This is a genomic window from Thiopseudomonas acetoxidans, from assembly GCF_030362935.1.
GTDB classification, from domain to species: domain Bacteria; phylum Pseudomonadota; class Gammaproteobacteria; order Pseudomonadales; family Pseudomonadaceae; genus Thiopseudomonas; species Thiopseudomonas acetoxidans.
Map to the genome: position 1 here is coordinate 1 of NZ_JAUCDY010000015.1, position 23574 is coordinate 23574.

17 protein-coding genes, 3 tRNA genes and 1 pseudogene are annotated in these 23574 nt (G+C 47.4%); 15 read left to right on the top strand and 6 right to left on the bottom strand.

The genetic code is table 11. The features are described from left to right. Positions 1-73: 73 nt before the first annotated feature. Positions 74-919 carry a hypothetical protein gene (locus tag QEZ41_RS10525; protein WP_289411505.1) on the bottom strand — a complete coding sequence of 282 codons (846 nt, stop codon included), beginning with the start codon at positions 917-919 and terminating at the stop codon, positions 74-76. 270 nt (positions 920-1189) lie between these two features. Here QEZ41_RS10525 and QEZ41_RS10530 point away from each other — a divergent pair, with 270 nt between their 5' ends. Then, complete coding sequence (locus tag QEZ41_RS10530) at positions 1190-2860, top strand: DEAD/DEAH box helicase (protein ID WP_289411506.1); 1671 nt, start codon at positions 1190-1192, stop codon at positions 2858-2860. 93 nt (positions 2861-2953) lie between these two features. Continuing rightward, positions 2954-3730: an amidotransferase gene (locus QEZ41_RS10535; RefSeq protein ID WP_289411507.1), complete on the top strand. Its 777-nt coding sequence runs from the start codon at positions 2954-2956 to the stop codon at positions 3728-3730. Here QEZ41_RS10535 and QEZ41_RS10540 read toward each other — a convergent pair. Then, positions 3720-4217, bottom strand: a complete 498-nt coding sequence (locus QEZ41_RS10540) for an LEA/WHy family protein (protein ID WP_289411509.1) — start codon at positions 4215-4217, stop codon at positions 3720-3722. The genes QEZ41_RS10535 and QEZ41_RS10540 overlap by 11 nt on opposite strands. A 227-nt stretch (positions 4218-4444) precedes the next feature. On the opposite strand from QEZ41_RS10540, the gene QEZ41_RS10545 reads away from it, so the two are divergent. Next, on the top strand, positions 4445-4963 hold the full coding sequence (locus tag QEZ41_RS10545) for a hypothetical protein (protein WP_289411511.1): 519 nt from the start codon (positions 4445-4447) through the stop codon (positions 4961-4963). An 18-nt stretch (positions 4964-4981) separates the two neighbouring features. On the opposite strand, the gene QEZ41_RS10550 is transcribed toward QEZ41_RS10545, so the two are convergent. After that, the gene (locus QEZ41_RS10550; protein ID WP_289411513.1) at positions 4982-6607 is read right to left on the bottom strand and encodes a methyl-accepting chemotaxis protein; all 1626 of its coding nucleotides are present in this window, start codon (positions 6605-6607) and stop codon (positions 4982-4984) included. Between the two features lie 209 nt (positions 6608-6816). Between QEZ41_RS10550 and dinG the strand changes: the two genes are divergently transcribed. Both dinG and QEZ41_RS10560 read left to right on the top strand, forming a co-directional pair. Beyond that, entirely contained in the window at positions 6817-8958 is a 2142-nt protein-coding gene (gene dinG / locus QEZ41_RS10555; protein WP_289411515.1) for an ATP-dependent DNA helicase DinG, read from the top strand. A 12-nt stretch (positions 8959-8970) separates the two neighbouring features. Next, positions 8971-10113: a serine hydrolase domain-containing protein gene (locus QEZ41_RS10560; RefSeq protein ID WP_289411516.1), complete on the top strand. Its 1143-nt coding sequence runs from the start codon at positions 8971-8973 to the stop codon at positions 10111-10113. A 13-nt stretch (positions 10114-10126) separates the two neighbouring features. On the opposite strand, the pseudogene QEZ41_RS10565 reads toward QEZ41_RS10560, so the two are convergent. Both QEZ41_RS10565 and folD read right to left on the bottom strand, forming a co-directional pair. Further along, positions 10127-10393: pseudogene (locus tag QEZ41_RS10565) on the bottom strand (sulfatase-like hydrolase/transferase); the annotation flags it as partial. Further along, positions 10380-11237, bottom strand: coding sequence for a bifunctional methylenetetrahydrofolate dehydrogenase/methenyltetrahydrofolate cyclohydrolase FolD (gene folD / locus QEZ41_RS10570; RefSeq protein WP_289411517.1), 858 nt, complete (start codon positions 11235-11237; stop codon positions 10380-10382). The pseudogene QEZ41_RS10565 and the gene folD, both read right to left, overlap by 14 nt. A 262-nt stretch (positions 11238-11499) precedes the next feature. Here folD and QEZ41_RS10575 point away from each other — a divergent pair. The 3 genes from QEZ41_RS10575 (at position 11500) to QEZ41_RS10585 (ending at position 11816) form a co-directional block, all read left to right on the top strand. Beyond that, positions 11500-11576 (top strand) — tRNA-Arg (locus tag QEZ41_RS10575). Between the two features lie 38 nt (positions 11577-11614). Next, a tRNA-His gene (locus tag QEZ41_RS10580) sits at positions 11615-11690 on the top strand. A gap of 41 nt (positions 11691-11731) precedes the next feature. Further along, positions 11732-11816 (top strand) — tRNA-Leu (locus QEZ41_RS10585). A gap of 112 nt (positions 11817-11928) precedes the next feature. Here QEZ41_RS10585 and hemN read toward each other — a convergent pair. Continuing rightward, positions 11929-13317: an oxygen-independent coproporphyrinogen III oxidase gene (gene hemN / locus QEZ41_RS10590; protein WP_289411518.1), complete on the bottom strand. Its 1389-nt coding sequence runs from the start codon at positions 13315-13317 to the stop codon at positions 11929-11931. Positions 13318-13502: 185 nt separating this feature from the next. Between hemN and QEZ41_RS10595 the strand changes: the two genes are divergently transcribed. From QEZ41_RS10595 to QEZ41_RS10625, 7 genes are all read left to right on the top strand, one after another. After that, a complete protein-coding gene (locus QEZ41_RS10595; protein WP_289411519.1) occupies positions 13503-15038 on the top strand; it encodes a phospholipase D family protein in 1536 nt (511 codons plus the stop codon). Between the two features lie 114 nt (positions 15039-15152). Beyond that, positions 15153-16466 carry a trigger factor gene (gene tig, locus QEZ41_RS10600; protein WP_289411521.1) on the top strand — a complete coding sequence of 438 codons (1314 nt, stop codon included), beginning with the start codon at positions 15153-15155 and terminating at the stop codon, positions 16464-16466. Between the two features lie 86 nt (positions 16467-16552). After that, the gene (gene clpP / locus QEZ41_RS10605; RefSeq protein WP_289411523.1) at positions 16553-17176 is read left to right on the top strand and encodes an ATP-dependent Clp endopeptidase proteolytic subunit ClpP; all 624 of its coding nucleotides are present in this window, start codon (positions 16553-16555) and stop codon (positions 17174-17176) included. A gap of 100 nt (positions 17177-17276) precedes the next feature. Beyond that, the gene (gene clpX / locus QEZ41_RS10610; RefSeq protein WP_289411525.1) at positions 17277-18551 is read left to right on the top strand and encodes an ATP-dependent Clp protease ATP-binding subunit ClpX; all 1275 of its coding nucleotides are present in this window, start codon (positions 17277-17279) and stop codon (positions 18549-18551) included. A 128-nt stretch (positions 18552-18679) separates the two neighbouring features. Continuing rightward, positions 18680-21079, top strand: coding sequence for an endopeptidase La (gene lon, locus QEZ41_RS10615; RefSeq protein ID WP_289411526.1), 2400 nt, complete (start codon positions 18680-18682; stop codon positions 21077-21079). Between the two features lie 140 nt (positions 21080-21219). Beyond that, entirely contained in the window at positions 21220-21495 is a 276-nt protein-coding gene (gene hupB, locus QEZ41_RS10620) for a nucleoid-associated protein HU-beta (RefSeq protein WP_289411527.1), read from the top strand. Positions 21496-21664: 169 nt separating this feature from the next. After that, complete coding sequence (locus tag QEZ41_RS10625) at positions 21665-23521, top strand: SurA N-terminal domain-containing protein (RefSeq protein WP_289411528.1); 1857 nt, start codon at positions 21665-21667, stop codon at positions 23519-23521. Positions 23522-23574 lie beyond the last annotated feature (53 nt).

Here is a 23574-nt window from a genome sequence, read left to right on the forward strand (position 1 = left end):
GCCAAGAACATTCTTGCGGTCGGGCATGGCCGTCCTGTAGAGGGAATCCCCGTCCTTTAGGGCGGGGAGGATGTCAATAAGGGATAAGTAAAACAATTGCCGCTACAGCCAAAGCAATGCCGAGCACGTTTACTCGATGTAGTTTTTCTTTGAATAGGGCAACACCTATTAAAGCACCCATACAGATGACGCCTATATTCATAGCGGTAAAGACAAGCGTGGGGTTTTCGGGAAAAGTTTGGTGGGCACGAATATAGGCATAGATATTGCCAAAATTAAGCAGTCCTAAAATTATGCCCGCAGCCAGACTTGCTGGATGCCACTTGGTTTTGCGCACCAGCAGCCACAGCAAAAGCAGGCAGCCCGACAAGACAAAGCTAGCCAATAGACTGGCGGAAAATGCAGCGCCTGTTTTTGCCAGCTGTTTAAAGGTTACATCAATAACGCCATAACCCAGCCAGACTCCAATTAAAACCCATGCGGCTTGTTTGGTGTTTTTACGAGCGCTCTTGGTGGGTCGATAAATCAAACCCATTAATGCTGCCAGCGCCAGAGCTATGCCAGCAAATTTGCTCATGTTGAGTGGCTCAGCAAAAATCAAAAAAGCCATTAACAGTGGGATAAATAAAGACAAACGCTGGGCCGCATCGCTTAATGCTATGCCTGCGTGGGCTACCGCTTTAGCCATAATTAAAAAAACACTGGGCAGTAAAATGCCAAGGCTGATCAGCAATAGCCAGTGTATAGAAGGCTCTGCCAATACGGCGAGGTTGGGTTTAAGTAGCAGCAAAGTGAGGGCGCTGGCAACGGCATAATTTACCAAAATACTTTGGGCAATTTGCAGGTTGTGAGAGCGTGCCAACTTAAGTAATACAGAGACGGCCACGCTGCAAGCAATGGCACTAAAAAGCATTAACATAGGGTTCTTAAAATAATATTTATGAATCTTACTGCAGTTGGCTAAAAAAATTGCTATACTACGCGCCGACTGGATACCAGTCCCGTTCAGGATACTGCATTCTTGCGTAGTCACAAAGAAATACTTGGCTACGACTGCTCCCTAGACGTTTCACTCTCTTTTTATTTATCGCATTTACGCAAACACCCTACATAGTTGCCGGGTCGATCTTAGTGATCTTTCATGGGTATGCAATTTTCTTGGGTTTTTGCGCGTGCATATGAGGCAAATATGACCCAAGAAATTAGCAGCTTTGCTGCCCTAGGCATTGCTATGCCTATTCTCACCGCTATTGAAAAAGCAGGCTACGAAGAGCCTTCTCCTATTCAGAGCCAAGCCATCCCAATTATTATGGCAGGTCACGATATGATCGGTCAGGCGCAAACAGGTACGGGTAAGACTGCCGCGTTTGCGTTACCTATTTTGTCAAAAATTGATCCGCAGCGTAAAGAGCCGCAGGTGTTGGTATTGGCTCCTACTCGTGAGCTGGCTTTGCAAGTCTCTGAAGCGTTTGAAACCTTTTCAGCCAATATGCCGGGTGTTAGCGTAGTTGCTGTGTACGGCGGTGCGCCAATGGGCTTACAGTTGCGCGCTCTACGCCAAGGTGCACAGGTGATTGTTGCAACACCGGGCCGCTTGGTGGATCACCTGTCACGCAATGGTGGTTTACTGTCCAGCATTCAATACTTGGTACTGGATGAGGCGGATGAGATGCTCAAGCTCGGCTTTATGGATGACTTAGAACTTATTTTCAAAGCCATACCAGAAAAGCGTCAGACGGTATTGTTCTCTGCGACTGTACCTAATTCCATTCGTGCTATTGCACAAAAACATTTGCGTGAACCTAAGCAGGTGCAAATTGCCAGCAAAACGCAAACGGTTGAAAGTATTGAACAGGCACACATCATGGTGCATAACGACCAGAAAACGAACGCCATTTTGCGTTTGCTGGAAGTTGAAGATTTTGATGCGGTTATCGCTTTTGTACGTACTAAACAACAAACCCTCGACCTTGCCTCGCAACTGCAGGATAAAGGCTACAAGGTTGCTGCACTTAATGGTGATATCGCGCAAAACCATCGTGAGCAGGTGGTTGATTCATTAAAGGATGGACGTTTAGATATCGTTGTGGCTACCGACGTAGCGGCGCGTGGTCTTGATGTGCCGCGTATTACGCACGTGCTTAACGTAGACATGCCTTATGACCCAGAGTCCTATGTGCACCGTATTGGTCGTACAGGTCGTGCAGGCCGCACGGGCCGTGCGCTTTTGTTGGTAACGCCGCGTGAGCGTCGTATGCTGCAAGTGGTTGAACGCGTCATTAAGCAAAAAATTGTTGAAATGAAGCTGCCCGATGCACAAACCTTGTTGACCGCGCGGATTAATAATCTACAGGCTGATTTACAGCCACGTTTTGAGCGCGCGCAACAGCATCAGTCATTGCTCGATACACTGGTCAATAAACTGGGTTGTGAAGTTCAGGATATTGCTTTGGCGTTGCTGTCCAAGTTAACTGAAGGTCAGGCCTTTGATGTGCAGGGTATTGAGCGTGAATATCCAGTTAATCAGGTGGCTGCACGTGGTGAGCGCACGCAAGAACGTCGCGGTCAATCAGCTGGAGGTGAGCACCGCCGTGAGCGTCGTAGCTCGCCTATGTTGGATCAGGCGCGCGTACGTTGTCGTACAGCCTTAGGTACACGTGACGGTATTGCAGCACGCAATTTGTTAGGTGCTATTCTTAATGAAGGCGGCTTAGCTAAAGAAGCGATTGGTCGTATTCAGATTAGAGACAACTTTAGCTTAGTAGAGCTGCCGGAAGAAGGTTTAGAACGTATCTTGGGTAAGCTTAAAGACACGCGTGTAGCGGGTAAGGCGCTTAAGTTACGTCGTTATCATGAGTAATACTACTTTTTACAAACCACTATTTGCTTAGTGGGTGTAAATGTTAAAGTAACGAGCAGCCTAAAAACTGCTCGTTTTTTTTGAGAGAGAATCATGCCGCTACGTATTTGTATCCTTCAAGCTGATGATTTACATCCAGATTTAGAAAGCCAATACCATAGTTTTGGTCAGATGTTTGAACGTCTGTTAGCTCAGCAGGCACTTCCGGTGCGCTGCGAGGTTTATAATGTGGTAGCGCAACAGTATCCTGATGATAGCAGTCAGTACGATGCATTTTTGGTTACGGGCAGCAAAGCAGATTCTTTTGCTATGGATGCTTGGATTGTGCGTTTGCGTGAATACTTGCAGCAACGTTATCAGCAGGGTGATGTGTTGCTTGGCGTGTGCTTTGGTCACCAAATATTAGCTCTAGTTTTGGGCGGCTTGACTGAACGAGCAAGTCAAGGCTGGGGTGTTGGTGTGCATTGTTATCAGGTGCTTAATGCACCTGTGGCAGGTTTGGACGTCCCGCAGCAGTTACAGCTACTTATCAGTCATAGAGATCAGGTGACTCGCTTGCCAGAGCAGGCTGTACGCATTGCTAGCAGCGAATTTTGCCCTAATGCAGCTTATGTGGTGGGTGAGCAGGTGCTTTGTTTTCAGGGGCATCCTGAGTTTACTCACGACTTTTCCCGTGCATTATTGAATTTGCGCCGCTCAATCTATTCGCCAGAGTTTTATGCACAATGCTTGGCTAGCTTAGAGCAGCAGCACGACGGCAGAGTTGTCGCTGGGTGGATGGCAGAGTTTGTCGCACAAGCACGGCGCAATAAGTTGCGGCAGACCCGATCAGGGCTATGTCAGCAGAGCGGAGACTGTGCTAGTCCTTAAGAAACTCACCGGGAATAATGTTGCCGTTGCGAGTCACTTTAACTTTTTTCTTAAACAGTAAGCCGGTCTTTACTTGCGCTTGTAGTGAATAGTTAATTTTTTGGTCGGGCTTTTCAAGTAGGCGAACGAGGGTGCGTATATGTCGCCATATGTTTGTTTGCACAGGCACATCGAAATAAGCATGACCGTGGGCTGGTACGGTTATCCATTTATTATTTTTGCCTTTGCCTAAGGGGACGTCGTTTAAATGAATTTCGTACTCAATGCCGCGAACGGGCAGGTTACTGCTGTTGGGGTTGTCGATACGAAAATACAGTTTGAAATGCTGCTCCAGCAAGCGTGCCTGAATCACTTCAACATCAACCAACTGTACGCTTGGTTCTTCAAAATTAGTGCTAAACCAAGTGCTGCAACCGCTAGTCAGATTCGCTACAAGCACAAACAAAAATGCAGTTTTCCATTTGCCCAGGATGTTAGTGGTCACCATTTTTAAAACCTTCTGTGATTAAATGCTGTCAGCGGCGCTTGTTAGGCTTGGGTAAAATACGAGCATAATTGAAAACATGCAACATTGGTTGTATTTTACAGCATGAGACATGCTTGGCGGCTCACAGTTTTGCTTTGCCGTATGGTACGGGCTATTGAGATACAGTTTAAGTTGGTTCTGCAAATGGTTTGTTAAACCATCGCTGTGGTTGAATGAGGGAGTGTCACATGGAGTATTTTGAGATAGCTTTTGCAGGACAAATTGTTCTGGGAGCCGAACTTGAGCAAACCAAGCAGGGAGTGCAGCGCCTGTTTAATGCGAATGAGCAGCTTATGGAGCAGCTTTTTTCAGGTCGCCGTGTGGTGATTAAGCAAAAGGTGGATCAAGCAACAGCGCTTAAATACCAAAAAGCCTTTGCTGCCGCTGGTGCAATACTCGAAGTACGAAAAATTGAATCAGACAGTGTAGAATCTGCTGCTGTGCCAGCGGCAAGTAAGCCGAGTACGCGCAGCGGTGCAGAGGTTGTGCCGCGTGATGCATATATGGCGGCGTTTACTCATGTGCAAGCACCAGACTTTGCTATAGCACCCGTGGGGTCTGACCTAGTCGAGTATCAAGAGCAGCCAGAATTTGATGTTGATATTTCTGCGATGAGCTTAGCGCCAGTGGGCAGCGATATGGGGCATCAACCAGCGCCGCAGGATGTTTTGGTGCCTGATATTTCCCATATCAAACTGGCTGACTAGAGCCTGTCGCCCAAACTATTAAGTTTTGAAGCTACCCACTTGAGCCTGTAGCTGCTCCGCCAGTTGTGCCAGTTCTTGGCTGGCACTGTTGGTAAGGCCAGCATTTTGGCTTACCTTTTGGGTGATGTCGTTAATATTATTGATGTTACGATCGATTTCTTCGGCAACGGCGGATTGCTGTTCGGCAGCGCTAGCAATATTGGCGTTCATATCCGTAATGCGCGTTACAGCAGTCGATATTTTCGCTAATGCCGCTTGCGCCTCATGCACATGGGTTACGCTTTCAGTGGTTTGGTTGCGCCCTTGCTGCATGCTGGTGGTTGCTTGGCTAACCCCTTGCTGCAGCTTTACGATCATGTCATGAATTTCTTGTGTAGAACCTTGGGTGCGCTGGGCAAGGTTGCGCACTTCATCAGCAACCACGGCAAAGCCACGTCCCTGTTCGCCCGCACGAGCCGCTTCAATGGCAGCGTTGAGGGCTAATAGATTGGTTTGCTCGGCAATGCCACCAATAACATCCAAAATGCTATCAATTTGTTCACTGTCGCTGCGTACTTGCTCCATTAGATTTGCCGCCGCAGTAACTAGGTTGGCGAGCATATCAATACTTGAGCCAGTGTTGCCGACCACGGTTCTACCTAGCAGGGTTTCGGCATCGGCCTCTTGCGCTGCTGCAGATGCCAGTAAGGCATTTTGTGCAACATCTTGCACAGTGGCTGTCATTTCATGCATGGCTGTTGCTACTTGCTCAGTTTCTTGACGTTGGTTGTGTACTAGTTGGTTGGATTGTGCGGTGACTTGTGCCAATTGCTCAGCCGCATGCGCTACTTGCTGGGTAGACTGCGATACATCTTTGACTAATAAATGTACTTTTTCGATAAAGGTATTAATGCTGTGGGTCATTTGTGCGATTTCGTCATTACCGTGTAACGTCAGGCGTTGCGTCAAGTCACCATCACCCTGTGACAGGTTATCCACCATTTTATGGGTAACAAAAATTCGCTGCAGAACCATTCGAATAATAGTGGCATTGAGTAATAAAATAATTACTACAGCTAAACCGCCAATCACCAAGCCGCTAATAAAGGTTGAGGTAACCTGTTCTTGGACGTGGTTGTGGGCCAGTGTTGTTTGTTCGCGCTCTTGTTCAATCAATTCATCTAGCGTTACGCGTATCACACGCCAAGTGGGCTGTTCTTGGCTGGCGAGCAGTTGCGAGGCCAGGGCAACTTGGTTTTGTTCAGCCAGATCATGCACTTCTCTACGTACCGCCAAAGAGCTTTGCCAGTTTTGTTCGATTTGTTTGAGTTGTTGAGCGAGTTTTTCATCGGTGTTGTCTGATGTTTTGCGGTACAGCTCAAAAGCGTTAGAAAACTTGTTGTTCGACTCTTCGAGCATTTTTGCAGGCGTTTTTAGTTCAGGATTAAAAACTTTGTTGCGAATAGAGAGGCCAGCCAGAGCACCGTAACCGTACATGGTGTGCAAGCTTTCTAATCGTGCTTGGTTAAAATTAATATAGTGCGTAAAGTCATCACTGATTTGCTGCACGCCACTTAATGTAAAACCAAGTGCTGCACCAATGAGCGCAATTGTCACTATAATGGCGGCGGTCATTTTTCCTTTAATGCTGGTTAGAGCTAACATGTCTCACCTTTTTGCGAACGAGCTATGTTTTTGTATCGGATGGTTTGGCCGAAACTTTATTTTTACCTGTTTAGCAGATTATTAATGATTTAAATGCTTAACGAGCGTGTTGGGCAGCACATAGCAGTTTTCCGGTAACAGATGGTTTGTGGGCTAGGATATTAATATCTTATTGGTGGTGGTTTTTTGTCTATGGTCAAGGATTTTTAATGCTAAGCGCAGAGCTAAAAAACGTAATTCAAAAGGCTTATACAACCTTTCTTGAGAAGAAATCCTTAACAGCACGTTACGGACAAAAAATGATGATCGCTGAGGTGGCGAGAAATTTTGCTGACATTAGTACTGACGAGCAAGAGCAGCCCGCCGAAGCAGTTGTAGCCGCTATTGAGGCTGGTACCGGAACGGGGAAAACCGTTGCCTATAGCATTGCTGCGATACCCTTAGCCCAGCATGCGGAAAAACAGCTGGTTATTTCTACGGCTACCGTGGCCCTGCAGGAGCAGATTGTAAATAAAGATTTACCCGATCTGATTGCTAATAGCGGCCTGCAGTTTAGTTTTGCTTTAGCTAAGGGGCGGGGCAGATACCTGTGTTTGCATAAGCTCGATAGGCATTTAGAAAGCCAGGGCAAACAAAGCGCAATGTCTGATTTTTTCGCCGAGGATGGATATGCCATAGACGTCAATGCTGAGCAGCATCAGCTGTTTCAAGACATGATGGAAAAACTAGCAGCTGGACACTGGGATGGCGACCGTGATAATTGGGCGCAGGTCTTAGAAGAACCAACTTGGAGCTTGCTGACTACCGACCATATCCAGTGTGCTGGGCGACGTTGCAGTCACTACCAAAACTGCGCTTTTTATAAGGCACGTGATGGCTTGGATAAAACTGATGTTATCGTAACTAACCACGATATGGTGTTGGCGGATTTGGCGCTGGGTGGTGGCAAGGTGCTGCCAGAACCGAGCAAAACACTGTACATTTTTGATGAAGCGCACCATCTGCCAGATAAGGCCATTAGCCACTTTGCACATTTTACTCGCTTAAAAGCCACGCGTGATTGGCTAACTCAGGTCAGCAAGAGCGCAACCAAAAGCATTAAGCAGTATGTTTTGATGGGTGAGCTAGGGCGGTTGATGGAGCAGGTTCCAGAGCTGGCTAAACAGCTGCATGAGCAACAACAACTGATTTTTATTACTTGTGAGCAGTTGGCTGATTTTAAACCCAGCACTGAATATGAAGGCTATGAAAGACCACGTTATCGCTTCGTTGACGGGATAGTGCCTGAGGGGTTGCGTGAACAGGGTATTGAGCTGAAAAAGGGGTTTGAGCAATTAACTGACAAACTGGCGCGCATTAATGAGCTGTTGAAAAAAGTGCTTGAGGATGAGCTGGGCTTAGGTATTGACCGTAATACGGCTGAGCAGTGGCTGCCCTATTTTGGTAGTCTGTTTGCGCGTGCTGAGGGTAACTTTAATCTGTGGGCTGTCTTTACTGCTGAGGATAAATCAGGCGCACCGCCTACCGCACGTTGGATGGCGTTGGCTGATTCGGGGGCCGGAGTCGATATTGAGGTCTGTGCCAGTCCGATTTTGGCGGCTGATACATTGCGCGCTAATCTGTGGTATCGCGCCAGTGGCGTAGTTTTAACCTCGGCGACATTAACCGCACTGGGAAGCTTTGAACGTTTTCGTATGCGCGCGGGTTTGCTGCAGAGTGCTAAGACGGTGGCGGTTCCCAGTCCGTTTAATTTTGCCAAGGCCGGATTATTACGCGTACCAGATCTTGGGGTTGATGTCAGAGATGTGCAGGCGCATAGCATGGCAATTGTGCGTGAGCTGCCCAAGTTATTAGAAAGCGCCCGGGGTGCTCTGGTGTTGTTTTCTTCGCGCAAACAAATGCAGGACGTTTTTGAATCATTAGATAGAGAATGGCGCAAGCGGGTTTTAATGCAGGGGCGCTTGTCACGGCAGGAAACAATTGCCAAGCATAAAACCAATGTGGATGAAGGTCATCATAGCGTGCTATTTGGTTTAGCGAGCTTTGCCGAAGGAATTGATTTGCCGGGATCCTATTGTGAGCATGTGGTCATTGCCAAAATTCCTTTTGCCGTACCGGACGAACCCGTAGAGGCGGCTTTGGCTGAGTGGATTGAGGCCCGTGGAGGTAATCCGTTTATGGAAATTACGGTACCTGATGCTTCATTAAAGCTGGTGCAGGCCTGTGGGCGTTTGCTACGTAGTGAAACAGATACAGGTCAGATTACTATTTTGGATCGCCGTTTAGTGACTCAGCGTTACGGCAAGGCAATTTTGAACTCTTTGCCGGCTTTTACGCAGCAGCTGACGTGATAGGTGGTATGGATGAATATTGAAGGTTATTTTGCGCCAGAGTTTACCCCAGTTGCTGAAGCGTTTGCGCAGATACTGCAGCAACCAGAGCAGCGTGGTGCGGCTTTGTGTGTACAGATAGCTGGCGATACAGTGATTGATATTTGGGGTGGTATACAGGATCGCGTAGGACAGCAGCCTTGGCAACGTGACACGCTGGTCAATGTGTTTTCTTGCGGTAAGCCGCTGCTGGCAGTAGTGACCTTGCAGTTGGTACAGGAAGGTAAACTGCAACTGGAGGCACCAGCGGCAGACTACTGGCCAGAATTTGCTGTGCTGGGTAAAGAGACAATAACCGTGCGCCAACTGCTGAGCCACCAAGCAGGCTTGCCTGCAATCGAACAGCAGCTGCCTGCAGAAGCCTTGTATGACTGGTATGCAATGACAGAGGCGCTAGAACAGCAGCAGCCTTGGTGGCCGCCTGGCACAGCCCATGGCTACGCGCCCATGACTTATGGCTGGTTGCTGGGTGAGCTGATACAGCGGGTTGGTGGGCGCAGCGCAGGCAAAGCTATTGCGCAGCGTATCAGCGAGCCGCTAGGGTTGGATTTTTATGTAGGTGTGCACGATAGCGACTTGGCGCGTATTAGTGATACGTCACGCATCAAGGGGGCGCAAGGTGATGCACAGGCGCAAAGACTACTGCAAGCGATTATGCAGCCACAAAGCATGGCCTCGCGCGCATTTGCTAATCCACCCTCGATGTTAACCAGTAGTAATAAGCAGCAATGGCGTACGCTGGAGCAGCCGGCAGCAACAGGACATTGCGATGCTCGTGCACTGGCTGGGTTTTATATGGCTTTGTTACAAGGTCGTTTATTGGATGCCGAGCTATTAGCGCAAATGCAGCAAGAGCATGCTTATGGCGCGGATAAAACCTTGCTGACTACGACCCGTTTTGGTTTGGGCTGCATGCTGGAGCAAGCTGATAATGCGTCAGCCAGCTATGCCTTGGGCGTGCAAGCCTTCGGCCACCCAGGTGCAGGCGGCAGTCTGGGCTGCGCTGCTCCTGAATTAGAACTTAGCATGGCGTTTGTCACCAACAGCCTAGATCTCTATGTGCTCATCGACCCGCGTGCGCAATGGCTTAATAAGCAGATTAAGCAATGTCTTTAGCGTAGGTAGTTATTTTGTCTTGAATGCCCGGAGCAATCAGCAGCATAGGTACATGGAAGCAGTATAGAACCATTTCCGTCATTTCTGTCATTTGCTCGGGCGCGGCAAAGCCATGATCACCCAGCACCACAAATAACGTGTCGTTGTACCAAGGTTGCTGCTTGGTTTGTTTAAAAAACTCGCCCAAAGGTCAGTCGCAATAGCGCATAGCAGTAAGATGCAGACTTAAGCTGCCATGCCCCGTCACGGGTGTGTGCAGGACAGTGCTAAAGAGAAGTGCTTAACTCATAGGCTTGCAGGGTGTTCTCTAGTAGCTCAGCGCGTGTCATAGGACCGACGCCACCTGGAACCGGTGTTATCCATGCAGCACGCTCAGCCGCTGGAGCAAATTCAACATCACCTACTAAGCGTCCAGTGGGTAAACGGTTAATGCCCACATCAATCACGATAGCGCCGGGTTTGATCCATTCGCCTTTGACCAGATCAGGAATACCTACGGCCACCACGACTAAATCAGCGCGACGTACGTGCTCTTCTAGATTCTTGGTAAATCTGTGGGTAATGGTTGTTGTGCAGCCAGCGAGTAATAGCTCCAACGCCATGGGGCGGCCAACAATATTAGAAGCGCCCACAACCACCGCATCAAGGCCGTGTAAGTCGACACCGGTACTGTTGAGCAGGGTGATGATGCCTTTAGGTGTGCAAGGGCGTAACAGCGGCATACGCTGTGCTAGCCGGCCAATGTTAAAAGGGTGGAAGCCGTCAACGTCTTTATCGGGACGTATGCGTTCGAGTAGTAATGATGCGTCTAGGTGTTTGGGTAGGGGTAATTGCAGTAAAATACCATCGACTGTGCTGTCATTGTTCAGTTGGTCGATGAGTTCGGCTAGTTCGTTTTGCGCGGTGTCGGCAGGCAAATCGTAGGCGATAGAGTTGAAGCCAACTTCTTCACAGTCTGTGCGTTTGTGGGCTACATACACTTCTGAAGCTGGGTCGTTACCCACTAAAATCACCGCTAAACCCGGCGCGCGCTTACCTTGCTTTAGGTGGCTTTCGACTTTTTGGTGAATAGCTTGACGAATGGTTGCAGCAATTTTTTTGCCGTCAATAAGTTGTGCAGTCATTGGGTAGAACCATAACAATAAAAAAGGTGGGGTATTCTCGCATGCATCCAGCCTTGGGCATAGATGGTTATGCCATTTTAGCAATGAAGGCGTATGAATAGCTATTTTAGCGACTGGGTAAATTACTCTTTCTTTTGGGCTAAGGGTTGACGTGCTTAAAGTATATGGTTAACATGCGCCCCGCTTACTTAGAACAGCCTGAAGCTGGATACGAGAGTTTACTTGTAAACGATCGAGCCTACGTTAGTTAACTAACAGCCAGGCGCCCGTAGCTCAGCTGGATAGAGCACCCGCCTTCTAAGCGGGTGGTCGCAGGTTCGAATCCTGCCGGGCGCGCCATTAGGCGTCTAAGCAAGTAACCTAGCATGATTGCTATGGTGGGCGTAGCTCAGTTGGTAGAGCACAGGATTGTGATTCCTGTTGTCGTGGGTTCGAGACCCATCGTCCACCCCAAATTCCCAATTATTGCCCTGCAGTAATTGACACGACTAAATGCGGACGTGGTGGAATTGGTAGACACACCAGATTTAGGTTCTGGCGCCGCGAGGTGTGAGAGTTCGAGTCTCTCTGTCCGCACCATTAGAAACAAAAAACCCGCCATGTGCGGGTTTTTTGTTGTTTATTCATTATGAAAAATACAGCGCTGCTACAAGATGCTCGCCCGATTAGGGCAAGCATCTGCTTGAGCTATTTACACGGTGCGTGAGAATCGGCCCTGCTGGTTATCGCCGCCTAGATACGCATCGAAGCACATGGCTACGCTGCGCATCATGAGATTGCCTTGAGGAAGTAGGGTGATTTTGTCCTCAGAAATAATAACCAAACCATCGGCTACCTGCTCTTGGACTTTTTCCAAGGCATCAGCAAAATACTCTTTAAACACGATACCGTGAGCCTGTTCAATGGCAGGGATATTGATGTGGTTGTGACACATCAGTGAGCTAATCACATCGCGGCGCAATTTGTCGTCATCGTTGAGCTCGTAACCGCGATGCAGCGGCAATTGGTTTTGATTCAGAGCGGCATAGTACTGAGACAGCTCTTTAACGTTTTGGCTGTAGGTATCAGCAATTTTGCCAATCGACGAAGAGCCTAAACCAATAATATCGCTATCAGCGTGCGTGGAATAGCCTTGGAAGTTGCGCTGTAAGGTTCCGTTAGTTCGGGCCAGTACCAGCTCATCATCAGGTAGGGCGAAGTGGTCCATGCCTATGTACACATAGCCTGCATCGCAGAGGCGGCGGATGGTGAGTTCCAGTAACTCTAATTTGCGCTCAGGCGGTGGCATATCTTCTGGGCGAATCAAGCGCTGTGCACGGACCAAGTGTGGTAGGTGGGCGTAGCTGTAGGCAGAGATGCGATCTGGGCGCAAAGCAATAATTTTATCCAGTGTGGTGTCAAAGCTTTCTACTGTTTGTAGCGGCAGACCATAAATGAGATCAACACTGGTGGCGCGGAAACCGTATTCGCGAGCGGCATAAATTAAGCTGGAAACCTGCTCATCACTTTGTACGCGGTTGACGGCTTCCTGCACCTTGGGATCAAAGTCTTGCACACCAAAACTGAGGCGGTTAAAACCAAGTTCACGTAAGTGCTTGAGTTGTTCGGCAGAGATAGTCCGAGGGTCTACTTCCATGGAAAACTGGTGGTTGTCGGTCTCATCAAAGTTGAAGGACTCGCGCAAGCAGTTCATTAGGTCGGTCAGTTGTTCGCTGGTTAAATAGGTGGGAGTACCGCCACCAAAGTGCAGCTGAGTGACTTTGCGTGATTTATCAAACAGCTCAGCTTGAAGCTTGATTTCTTTTTTTAAGTAGTCTAAGTATTCAACAGCGCGACTGGTTTTTTGGGTAATGATTTTGTTACACGCGCAGTAGTAGCACAGGCTTTTACAGAACGGGATATGAATATAAAGAGACAAATCCTTGGCTGGCGCTTGATTGCTGCGCTCAGCGGCGGCTTTGTAATTGTCTACTACAAAGTGTGTGTGGAACTGTGGAGCAGTCGGGTAGGATGTATATCTTGGGCCTGGACGGTCGTATTTTTCCACTAGCGCGCGGTTAAAGCTTGGCATTTGCTCCATTAATGGTTTCCTCGAAAACGAATAACTGTAAATAAATTCCCCTTAGGTTACCCTAAATTGGCTATCAAACGCTAAAATAACGCTCATAGATTGATATAGCACAAGATCTTTTCTAACGTGCGTTAGTCTGCACGAAATACATATCGAACAGGTTTATGAAACATTCTCTTAGATGGTGGATGCTAATGCTGACGTGTTTATTTTCCGGCTGTATGGCTTTGCCAAAGCAGGATTTAACGGCGTCTAATGCGTTACCTGCTAACCTAGCAGCCAGTACTTCTATCGCGCGGGCACTTGAGCGGCAGCTAGAGCGCCAGCCTCGGCATTTAAGTGGTATTTATCCCTTGGTAGAAGCTGATGAGGCGTTCGCAGCACGCATGCTGATGGCGCGTCATGCCGAGCGCAGCTTGGATATTCAGTACTATATCTGGCGAGCGGATATGACGGGCTTAATGCTGCTTGAGGCCGTGCATGAGGCGGCTGACCGTGGCGTGCGCGTGCGTTTATTGCTTGATGATAATAACAGTGCTGGGCTTGAGCCTTTTTTATTGGCCATGGATGCGCACCCCAATATAGAAGTTCGTTTATTTAACCCCTTTGTTGTACGCAAACCACGCTGGCTTGGCTTTGTTACTGACTTCAAGCGTGTGAATAGACGCATGCACAATAAAAGTTTTACCGCAGATTCAGCGGTCACTATTGTCGGTGGTCGCAATATAGGTGATGCGTACTTTGGTGCGGCAGATGATGAGCTGTTTGCCGATCTTGATGTATTAACCGTTGGTGCTGTGGTGCCAGAGGTTTCTGCTGACTTTGACCGATACTGGAACAGCTCGTCTGCCTATGGCTTGTCTGCAATTGTTAAGGCTAATGGCGATGTGTCTTTGCCGCGTTTGGCGCAAAGAGCGGAAAATATTGCCCGAAATCCTGCAGCGCAGATTTATTTAGAGTCGTTGCGTGAATCCGATCTGATAGCTGACTTGTTTCATCAGCGCATAGAATTCAAATGGGCCAAGGTGCGTATAGTCAGTGATGAGCCTGATAAGGTTTTAGGCACAGAAAATAAAGAAAAAATGCTGCTTAGCCAGCTACAAGAAATAATAGGCAACCCCCGCCACGAGGTTGAGCTGGTATCCCCCTATTTTGTGCCAACACAAACCGGAGTGGCAGCTTTTGCTTGGTTATCGCGCAAAGGGGTGAAGGTTAAGGTGTTAACCAACTCGCTGGCAGCGACAGATGTGGCCGCAGTGCACTCAGGCTATGGTAAACGACGCAAGGCCTTGTTGGAGGCTGGGGTTGAGTTATATGAGTTGCGCCATGTGCAGCCTAAAACCAAAAGAGAGAAAAAGGCGGAAAAGAAAGCCAGAAAAGGACGTTTGTTAGGTAGTTCAGGCTCAAGCCTGCACGCAAAAACCTTTGCGATAGATGCTAAGCACGTCTTTGTTGGTTCGTTTAACTTTGATCCGCGCTCAGCTTTGCTTAACACGGAGCTGGGCTTTGTGATTGAAAGCCCAGAGCTAGCGGAAAGAATTAGTCGCTCCTTTCGTGAAGAGATCCCGCAGCAGGCGTATCAGGTTAAGCTTGATAAAAAAGGACAGTTATACTGGCAGGAGCGACAAGGGGAGCAGGTTATTATTCATACTAAAGAACCCACTGCAAAGCTTAGTAAGCGCGTGTCGGCGTATCTGTTGTCATGGTTGCCTATCGATAGTTTGTTGTAAGAATTTACAACAACAGCAGATAACATTGGAATTTTTTTGCCGAGCCTAATAGAATGCATGCCCTTGATTCTAAGGTCGGTAAGACTGGCCACGTCTATTCAATGAGGATTATTCATGCAAGTTTCAGTAGAAAGCACCTCTGCTATTGAGCGTCGAATGACTATTGGCGTTCCTGCCGAGCGTTTCGAGTCAGAAGTCAATAAGCGTTTACAGCGCACGGCTAAACAAGCCAAGATTCCGGGATTCCGTCCTGGCAAAGCTCCTATGAGTATCATACGCCAGCGTTATGAAGAGGGCGTGCGTCAAGATGTAATGGGTGATTTGATTAACTCAACTTTCTACGAAGCTTTGACAGCAGAGAAAATTAATCCTGCCGGTGCGCCTTCCATTGAGGCAAAAACCTTCGAGAAAGATAAAGATTTTGAATACGTTGCCACCTTTGAAGTGTATCCAGAGTTTGAAGTAGCGGGTTTGGAGACTATCGAAGTTGAGCGTCTACAAGCCGAGGTTGCTGATTCTGATGTAGACAACATGCTGGATATTTTGCGCAAACAAAATACCCGTTTTACTGATGTTGATCGCGCCGCTGAAAATGGCGACCAAATTAATATCGACTTTGTCGGTAAAATTGACGGTGAGGTTTTTGCGGGTGGTTCAGCCCAGGGCGTTCCTTTGGTGCTAGGCTCTGGCAATATGATCCCAGGCTTTGAAGAACCCTTAATTGGCTGCAAGGCCGGTGATGAGAAAATCATTACCCCAACCTTCCCAGAGAACTATCAGAACCTTGATCTGGCAGGTAAGCAAGCTGAATTCAGCGTAAAAATCAATGCAGTGCAAGCCCCCGAGCTGCCAGAGCTGGATGATGAGTTCTTCACGCTGTTTGGTCATACAGAGGGCGGGCTGGAAGGTTTCCGTGCTGAAGTAGCTAAGAACATGGGTCGTGAGTTAAAAGCAGCGCTAAAAGGAAAGGTTAAGACACAAGTCTTTGATGCGCTACTAGAAACCAATAAGATTGAAGTGCCTAAAGCACAGATCGAAAATGAGATTAACCGCTTACGTACCCAAGCTGTACAGCAGTTTGGTGGTAACGTAAAACCTGAGCAGTTGCCTGCAGACATGTTTGCAGCACAAGCCGAACGTCGTGTGGCACTGGGTTTAATTGTGGCGCAAATGATTAAGCAGTTTGATATTAAAGCCGAAGAAGATGTGGTACGCAGCACCATCGAAGACATGGCTTCTGCTTACCAAGATCCACAGCAAGTCATTGACTGGTATAACCAGAACGAAGAGCAGCTTGAAGAAGTGCGTGCTTCTGTATTGGAAGATCAAGTGGTTGAAACAGTCTTAGCTAAAGCAAAAGTGACCGACAAAAAAGTCTCTTATGAAGAAGCAGTCAACACAGCAGCCCCCCAAGCCGCTAAAGACTAATCAAGCGCAAACGCTCTTAAGCTAATCATAAGCCAGCCATGCGCTGGCTTATGTGTAACAACAGAATGAATATTTAGGAGGTATAGATGTTCAATAACATTCTTTCACAGCACGCAGATGACACATTGGCCGCTTTGGTGCCCATGGTCGTTGAGCAAACCTCCCGTGGTGAACGTGCGTATGATATTTATTCGCGTCTTTTAAAAGAGCGTATTATTTTTCTGGTTGGTCCGGTCGAAGACCATATGGCTAACCTAGTGGTGGCACAGATGTTGTTTTTGGAAGCGGAAAATCCAGATAAAGACATTCATCTGTATATTAACTCGCCAGGTGGTTCGGTAACTGCAGGCATGTCAATTTACGACACCATGCAGTTTATTAAACCCGATGTGTCTACCACCTGTATTGGTCAAGCGGCCAGCATGGGTGCGTTACTGTTGGCGGGTGGTGCAGCAGGCAAGCGTTTCTGTTTGCCGCACTCACGCGTTATGATTCATCAGCCTTTAGGTGGTTTCCGTGGTCAAGCGTCGGATATCGAAATCCATGCGCGCGAAATTTTGACTATTCGTGAACGACTGAATAAGGTTTTAGCGGAACATACAGGGCAGCCTTTAGACGTAATTGCGCGCGATACCGATCGTGATAATTTCATGAGTGGTGATGAAGCGGTCGCATACGGCTTGATTGACCAGGTTACCCGCAAGCGCTAAGTAGCCTAACGACCCTCAGCGCGTAGCTTTTAGGTGGCGCAACCAAAATAAGAGTGCGCACAAGATGGGCGTAAATAGTTATAAAACGGTGTAGAACCCCATGCATAGTACTGAAGATAGCGGAAAATTGTTGTATTGCTCTTTTTGTGGCAAGAGTCAGCACGAAGTACGTAAATTAATTGCCGGACCTTCGGTGTTTATTTGTGAGGAATGTGTAGATCTCTGTAACGAGATTATTCGCGAAGACTCAGATGAAGCACAAATTGAAGAAGCCAAAGGTAGTAAACTACCGGCGCCTAAAGAAATTAGCGAAATCCTTGATCAGTACGTAATTGGTCAGGAGCGCGCAAAAAAAGTGCTGGCAGTGGCGGTATATAACCATTACAAGCGCTTGCACAATGTTGATAAGAAGAAAGACGATATTGAGCTAGGTAAAAGTAATATTTTACTCGTTGGTCCAACTGGGTCAGGCAAAACGCTGCTGGCAGAAACCTTGGCGCGCACGCTCAACGTGCCTTTTACCATTGCCGATGCCACTACACTGACTGAGGCAGGTTATGTGGGTGAAGATGTTGAAAACATCGTACAAAAGCTGCTGCAGAAATGTGATTATGATGTAGAAAAAGCCGAAATGGGCATTATCTACATTGATGAGATTGACAAGATAACTCGTAAATCAGAAAACCCATCCATCACGCGCGATGTGTCGGGTGAGGGTGTGCAGCAAGCACTGCTCAAGCTGATTGAAGGCACAGTGGCATCAGTTCCGCCTCAGGGTGGACGCAAGCATCCACAGCAAGAATTTTTACAGGTGGATACGCGCAATATCCTCTTTATCTGTGGTGGTGCATTTGCTGGGCTAGAAAAAATTATCCAAGCGCGCTCAACCAAGGGCGGTATTGGCTTTAGTGCAGAAGTGCGCAGTAAAGATTTGGATAAAAAAGTAGGCGAGACCTTGCGAGAGGTAGAACCGGATGACTTGGTTAAATACGGTTTGATTCCTGAATTTGTTGGCCGTTTGCCGGTTATCGCAACGTTGGATGAGCTGGATGAGTCCGCGCTAATGCAGATTTTGACCGAGCCGAAAAACGCCTTAACCAAGCAGTACGCAAAACTGTTTGAAATGGAAGACGTAGAGCTGGAGTTTAGACCAGACGCATTAACTGCGGTGGCTAAGAAAGCTTTGGAGCGTAAGACAGGTGCACGAGGTTTGCGTTCTATCATGGAAGATGTATTGCTGGACACCATGTTTGAAGTGCCATCGAGTAAAGATATTGTTAAGGTGGTTATCGATGCTGGTGTAATTTCGGGCGAATCCAAGCCTATGCTGGTTTATGCTGCGGATAATTTAGCCAAAACATCGCCTGAAGCATAAAGTTTCAAACGCAGAATAAAAAAGGGCTATTAAAGCCCTTTTTTATTGTCGGCTTGTTTTTAGGTAAACCGCCCCCACCTAATAAACAGTTAAGTTGTGTGGCTAAAAGCCTAGTGTGAGTGAATATCATGAAGACAGTTTTAGAGTTGCCCTTATTGCCATTGCGTGATGTTGTGGTATACCCCCAAGTGGTCATGCCCTTGTTTGTGGGGCGCGAAAAATCCATTCACGCCATCGAAGCCGCTATGCAGGCCGATAAGCGTATTATTTTAGTAGCGCAAAAAAAACCAAGTGACGATGATCCGGATCTGGCTGGCGTTTATGAGGTAGGTACGCTAGCGACAATTTTGCAAATGCTCAAATTGCCCGATGGCACCATAAAAGTGTTGGTCGAGGGTAAGCAGCGTGCTGTCATCGACAAAGGACAGGAGCAGGACGGATATTGGCAAGTCACGGCCAGAGTGTCTGATACAGATGAAGAGATGGCCGAGCCGGAAAGTCAGGTACTACGCCGAGTCGTGTTTGAAACCTTTAAAGTATTAGCGCAGCACAGCAAAAAAATTCCTAGCGAATTCTTGCAGAGTATGGAGGAAATAGACTCTATCGAGCGTCTAATCGATGCCATTGCAGCGCAGATGCCAATTAAGTTGAAGCAAAAACAAGAAATATTAGCGATTGTGAATGTGACAGATCGAGCTGAGAAACTGCTTAGTTTTGTTGACGCTGAACTTGAGCTGCTGAAAATTGAAAAACGTATACGTGGTCGCGTTAAAAAACAAATGGAACGCAGCCAGCGCGATTACTATCTGAATGAACAGATGAAAGCGATTCAAAAGGAGCTTGGCGAGGACGAGCACGGTCACAACGAGATTGAGTCGCTGAGAAAGCGTATTGATGAAGCTAAAATGCCTAAGGCCGCACTGGAGAAGGCCCAAGCTGAGCTAAAAAAATTACAAATGATGTCGCCCATGTCGGCTGAGGCAACAGTAGTACGTACTTACATCGATTGGATGCTGAATGTGCCGTGGCATAAACAAACCAAGGTGCGTTTAGACTTGGATAAGGCTGAGGAAGTATTGGACGCCGACCACTATGGCTTGGCAGAGGTTAAAGAGCGTATCTTAGAGTACCTCGCCGTACAAAAGCGTGTGCGTAAGCTCAAGGGCCCGATTCTGTGTCTGGTAGGGCCTCCAGGGGTAGGTAAGACTTCGCTGGCTGAATCTATAGCCCGCTCAACCAACCGCAAGTATGTGCGAATGGCGTTAGGTGGTGTGCGCGATGAGGCCGAGATACGTGGGCATCGCCGTACCTATATCGGCTCTATGCCAGGACGTTTGATTCAACGATTGTCTAAAGTAGGTGTGCGCAACCCGTTATTCTTGCTTGATGAGATCGACAAGATGGGCAGCGACATGCGTGGCGATCCGGCATCAGCTTTGCTGGAGGTGTTGGATCCTGAGCAAAACCACAGCTTCAATGATCATTATCTTGAAGTGGATTACGACCTATCAGATATTATGTTTGTCTGTACGGCTAACTCAATGAATATTCCAGCACCGTTATTGGACCGTATGGAAGTGATTCGTTTGCCGGGTTATACCGAAGATGAAAAGCTTAATATTGCACAAAAGTACCTCATCACTAAACAGCGTAAAGCTAATGGCTTAAAAGACAAAGAGTTAGAGTTGACCGATGAAGCGCTGCTTGATGTGATTCGTTATTACACCCGAGAAGCCGGTGTGCGTGGACTGGAACGTCAAATTGCAAAAATTTGTCGTAAGGTGGTCAAACAAGCTCAAGGCAAAAAAGCTATTACCGTCAAGGTGTTGGCTGAAGATCTTGAAGAGTATTTAGGTGTACGTAAATTCCGTTATGGGCTGGCCGATACAGAAAACCAAATTGGACAAGTAACAGGTTTAGCCTGGACGCAAGTAGGTGGTGAGTTATTAACGATTGAGACGGCGGTTATGCCCGGTAAAGGGCAGCTAATTAAGACTGGATCTTTGGGGGATGTTATGGAAGAATCCATGACGGCTGCGCTAACAGTAGTACGTAGCCGCGCTCAAGCTCTGGGCTTAATACCTGATTTTTATGAAAAGCAAGACCTACATATCCATATGCCAGAGGGTGCTACACCAAAAGATGGACCCAGTGCGGGAATTGGAATGTGTACTGCTTTAGTATCAACGCTCACCAAAATACCGGTACGCGCCGATGTTGCTATGACGGGTGAAATCACCTTGCGTGGTCAGGTTTTGGCTATTGGCGGCCTCAAGGAGAAGCTGCTTGCTGCGCATCGCGGTGGGATTAAAACAGTTATTATTCCTGAGGAAAACAAGGGTGATCTCAAAGAGATTCCTGATAACATTAAAGCGGACCTGGAAATAAAATTAGTTAAATGGATTGACGAAGTGCTAGAGATTGCGCTGCAATACATGCCTGAACCGTTAGCGGACGAAGATTTAAAGCTGCTCGTTCAGGACGAAAAAAAACAGAAATACATCGATAGCCAGCCTCAGACGCATTAAGAGGACTAAGTTTTGGTGATTTGCGCTATATCACTAAAAAGAACAGGTTTTTTGTTGACGAACGTTTAACAACAGACTATCTTGCAACACCATCAACTTTGACATGACTGTTAAAAATAGAAACTTAAGGGGACTTCCGAGTGAATAAGTCAGAATTAATCGAAAAAGTAGCAGCTTCTGCAGATATTCCTAAGGCAGTAGCGGGTCGTGCTTTAGATGCAGTAATTACAACAATAACTCAAGCTCTTCAAGAGGGTGACTCTGTTGTATTAGTTGGATTTGGTACTTTCGCAGTTAAAGATCGCGCTGCACGTACTGGTCGTAACCCACAGACTGGCAAAACCATCCAAATTGCAGCTGCTAAAGTACCAGGTTTTAAAGCTGGTAAAGCGCTGAAGGATGCCGTTAACGGTTAATCTTTGAAGCTCTAGAAATAGCTTTGTTAAGAGTTGTCTAGAACGAAATGATTTAAATAAAGGCGCATCGTTTGGTGCGCCTTTATTTTTTAAACTTTAGAATTTCAAGCATTGGTTAGGCTGACTCTATCTCAAGGTCAGCACAGGCAAGTAAAACCCTGGGGGATGCATGCTGCAAAATATTCGAGACCGCTCGACAGGTTGGATCTCTAAGGCAATTATCGGCTTAATTGCTGTACTTTTATCCTTCACTGGCTTCGAAGCTATTATTCGTTCAGCCAGCAACAGTAATAATGCTGCCAAGGTCAACGGTGAAGAAATCACTTTGCCTGAATTGGCACAGGCGAAAAACCTGCAAAACCGCCGTTTAACTCAACAGTTTGGACAAGACTTTGATACCAGCTTGTTTGACGACAAGCTGTTGACTGAGATGGCGTTGAAGAACCTTATTAGTCGCAAACTGCTACTGCAGGGAGCGCAAAACAGTGGCTTTGCAGCGTCACAGGCATCGATAGATGCGTTTTTGCTGAATGCGCCTGAATTCCAAGAGAACGGCCAGTTTAGTGCCGCTCGCTACGATCAAATGCTGGCGCAAATGGGATATGGACGTTTGCAGTTTCGTCAAATGCTTGAGCAGGATATGCTGCTGGAGCAGTTGCAGCTGGGTATCACCGCCTCAGCCTTTGTCACTGATAAAGGCGTTAAGGCTTTTGCGCAACTAGAGTCGCAGACGCGTGACTTTGCTACGTTGGAGTTACAGCCAGATTTCGGTCAAATTTCAGTTACTGACGAAGAAGTAGCTGATTTTTATCAGGCTAACTTACTTAGCTTTATGACCCCAGAAAAGGTGGCTATCGAGTACGTTGAGCTAAGCAAAAATCAGCTGGCTGACCGAGTCGAAGTTAGCGATGAAGAACTGCAAGAAAGTTACCAGCAAGCAGTCGCTAATCTGAGTGAACAGCGCAGAGCCGCACACATACTCTTTGAGGTTTCTGCAGAGCAGGATGAGCTGCAAGCCTTAGAGAAAGCAAAAGAAGCGGCACAGCGCCTAGCGCAAGGTGAGTCTTTTGCAGTGTTGGCTAAAGAGCTATCTGCGGATATCGGCTCAGCAGAGCAGGGCGGAGACTTGGGCTTTGCTGGTTTGGGCATCTATGAGTCACCTTTTGAGGAAGCGCTGTTCGCTTTGAGCACGGATGAGGTATCTGAGCCAGTGCGCACAGAGTATGGTTGGCACCTTATCAAGCTAACGGGTGTGCAGGCGGCAGATGCTCTTACTTTTGCCGAAATGAAAGAAGGTTTACTGCGCGACTTGCGTATGGACAAAGTAGAGCAGCTTTTTGTTGAGTTGGTCCAGGATTTAGAAAACCTTGCTTATGAAGCCGCTGATTTGCAACAGCCAGCCCAAGAGCTTGGGTTGGAGATTAAGCACAGTTCTGCCTTCACACGTGAAGGCGGTGAAGGCATTCTGGCCAATCGTTCGGTGATTGAAGCAGCGTTCAGTCCGTTAGTGCTGGAAGAAGGCGCAAATAGCTTGTTGCTTGAGCTGGATGATGAAACCATTATTGTTCTGCGTGCTAAAGAGCACTTTAAGCCTGAGCAAATTGAGTTGGCTGAAGTGGCTGCTTCAATCAAAGACGTGTTGACTATGCAGAAAGCTAAAGAGTATACGCAGGAACAGGGCGAAGCCTTATTAGCTGATCTGCGTGCTACTAAAGAGAGTGTGCAGCAAGACTGGACATCCTTTGAGGCAGTTAGTCGGATGCATGAGGACGTTGAACCGCAAATTCTGCAAGAAGTGTTTCGGATGCCTAAACCCGATAAAGATACAGCTACCTATGCTGGCTTCAGCATGCAGGACGGTCGCTATGTGATCGTGCGCTTAACTGGTGTGAATACGCCAGACAATGCGTTAACTGCTGAAGAGCTTAAGTCTTATAAGGAAGTGCTGGCATCACGACAAGGTCAGGCTGATTTTGCAGCAATGACTCAACAACTTGAGCAGGAAGCCAAAATTGAACGTTTTTAACTGAGTTCGAGTTTTGAGCAATAAAAAAACCGCGCCATACTAAGCGCGGTTTT

Excerpts from the sequence above, each read along its gene's own strand:
- QEZ41_RS10525 (WP_289411505.1), bottom strand. The coding sequence starts at position 919 with ATGTTAATGCTTTTTAGTGCCATTGCTTGCAGCGTGGCCGTCTCTGTA.
- QEZ41_RS10530 (WP_289411506.1), top strand. The coding sequence starts at position 1,190 with ATGACCCAAGAAATTAGCAGCTTTGCTGCCCTAGGCATTGCTATGCCT.
- QEZ41_RS10535 (WP_289411507.1), top strand. The coding sequence starts at position 2,954 with ATGCCGCTACGTATTTGTATCCTTCAAGCTGATGATTTACATCCAGAT.
- QEZ41_RS10540 (WP_289411509.1), bottom strand. The coding sequence starts at position 4,217 with ATGGTGACCACTAACATCCTGGGCAAATGGAAAACTGCATTTTTGTTT.
- QEZ41_RS10545 (WP_289411511.1), top strand. The coding sequence starts at position 4,445 with ATGGAGTATTTTGAGATAGCTTTTGCAGGACAAATTGTTCTGGGAGCC.
- QEZ41_RS10550 (WP_289411513.1), bottom strand. The coding sequence starts at position 6,607 with ATGTTAGCTCTAACCAGCATTAAAGGAAAAATGACCGCCGCCATTATA.
- dinG (WP_289411515.1), top strand. The coding sequence starts at position 6,817 with ATGCTAAGCGCAGAGCTAAAAAACGTAATTCAAAAGGCTTATACAACC.
- QEZ41_RS10560 (WP_289411516.1), top strand. The coding sequence starts at position 8,971 with ATGAATATTGAAGGTTATTTTGCGCCAGAGTTTACCCCAGTTGCTGAA.
- folD (WP_289411517.1), bottom strand. The coding sequence starts at position 11,237 with ATGACTGCACAACTTATTGACGGCAAAAAAATTGCTGCAACCATTCGT.
- hemN (WP_289411518.1), bottom strand. The coding sequence starts at position 13,317 with ATGGAGCAAATGCCAAGCTTTAACCGCGCGCTAGTGGAAAAATACGAC.
- QEZ41_RS10595 (WP_289411519.1), top strand. The coding sequence starts at position 13,503 with ATGCTGACGTGTTTATTTTCCGGCTGTATGGCTTTGCCAAAGCAGGAT.
- tig (WP_289411521.1), top strand. The coding sequence starts at position 15,153 with ATGCAAGTTTCAGTAGAAAGCACCTCTGCTATTGAGCGTCGAATGACT.
- clpP (WP_289411523.1), top strand. The coding sequence starts at position 16,553 with ATGTTCAATAACATTCTTTCACAGCACGCAGATGACACATTGGCCGCT.
- clpX (WP_289411525.1), top strand. The coding sequence starts at position 17,277 with ATGCATAGTACTGAAGATAGCGGAAAATTGTTGTATTGCTCTTTTTGT.
- lon (WP_289411526.1), top strand. The coding sequence starts at position 18,680 with ATGAAGACAGTTTTAGAGTTGCCCTTATTGCCATTGCGTGATGTTGTG.
- QEZ41_RS10625 (WP_289411528.1), top strand. The coding sequence starts at position 21,665 with ATGCTGCAAAATATTCGAGACCGCTCGACAGGTTGGATCTCTAAGGCA.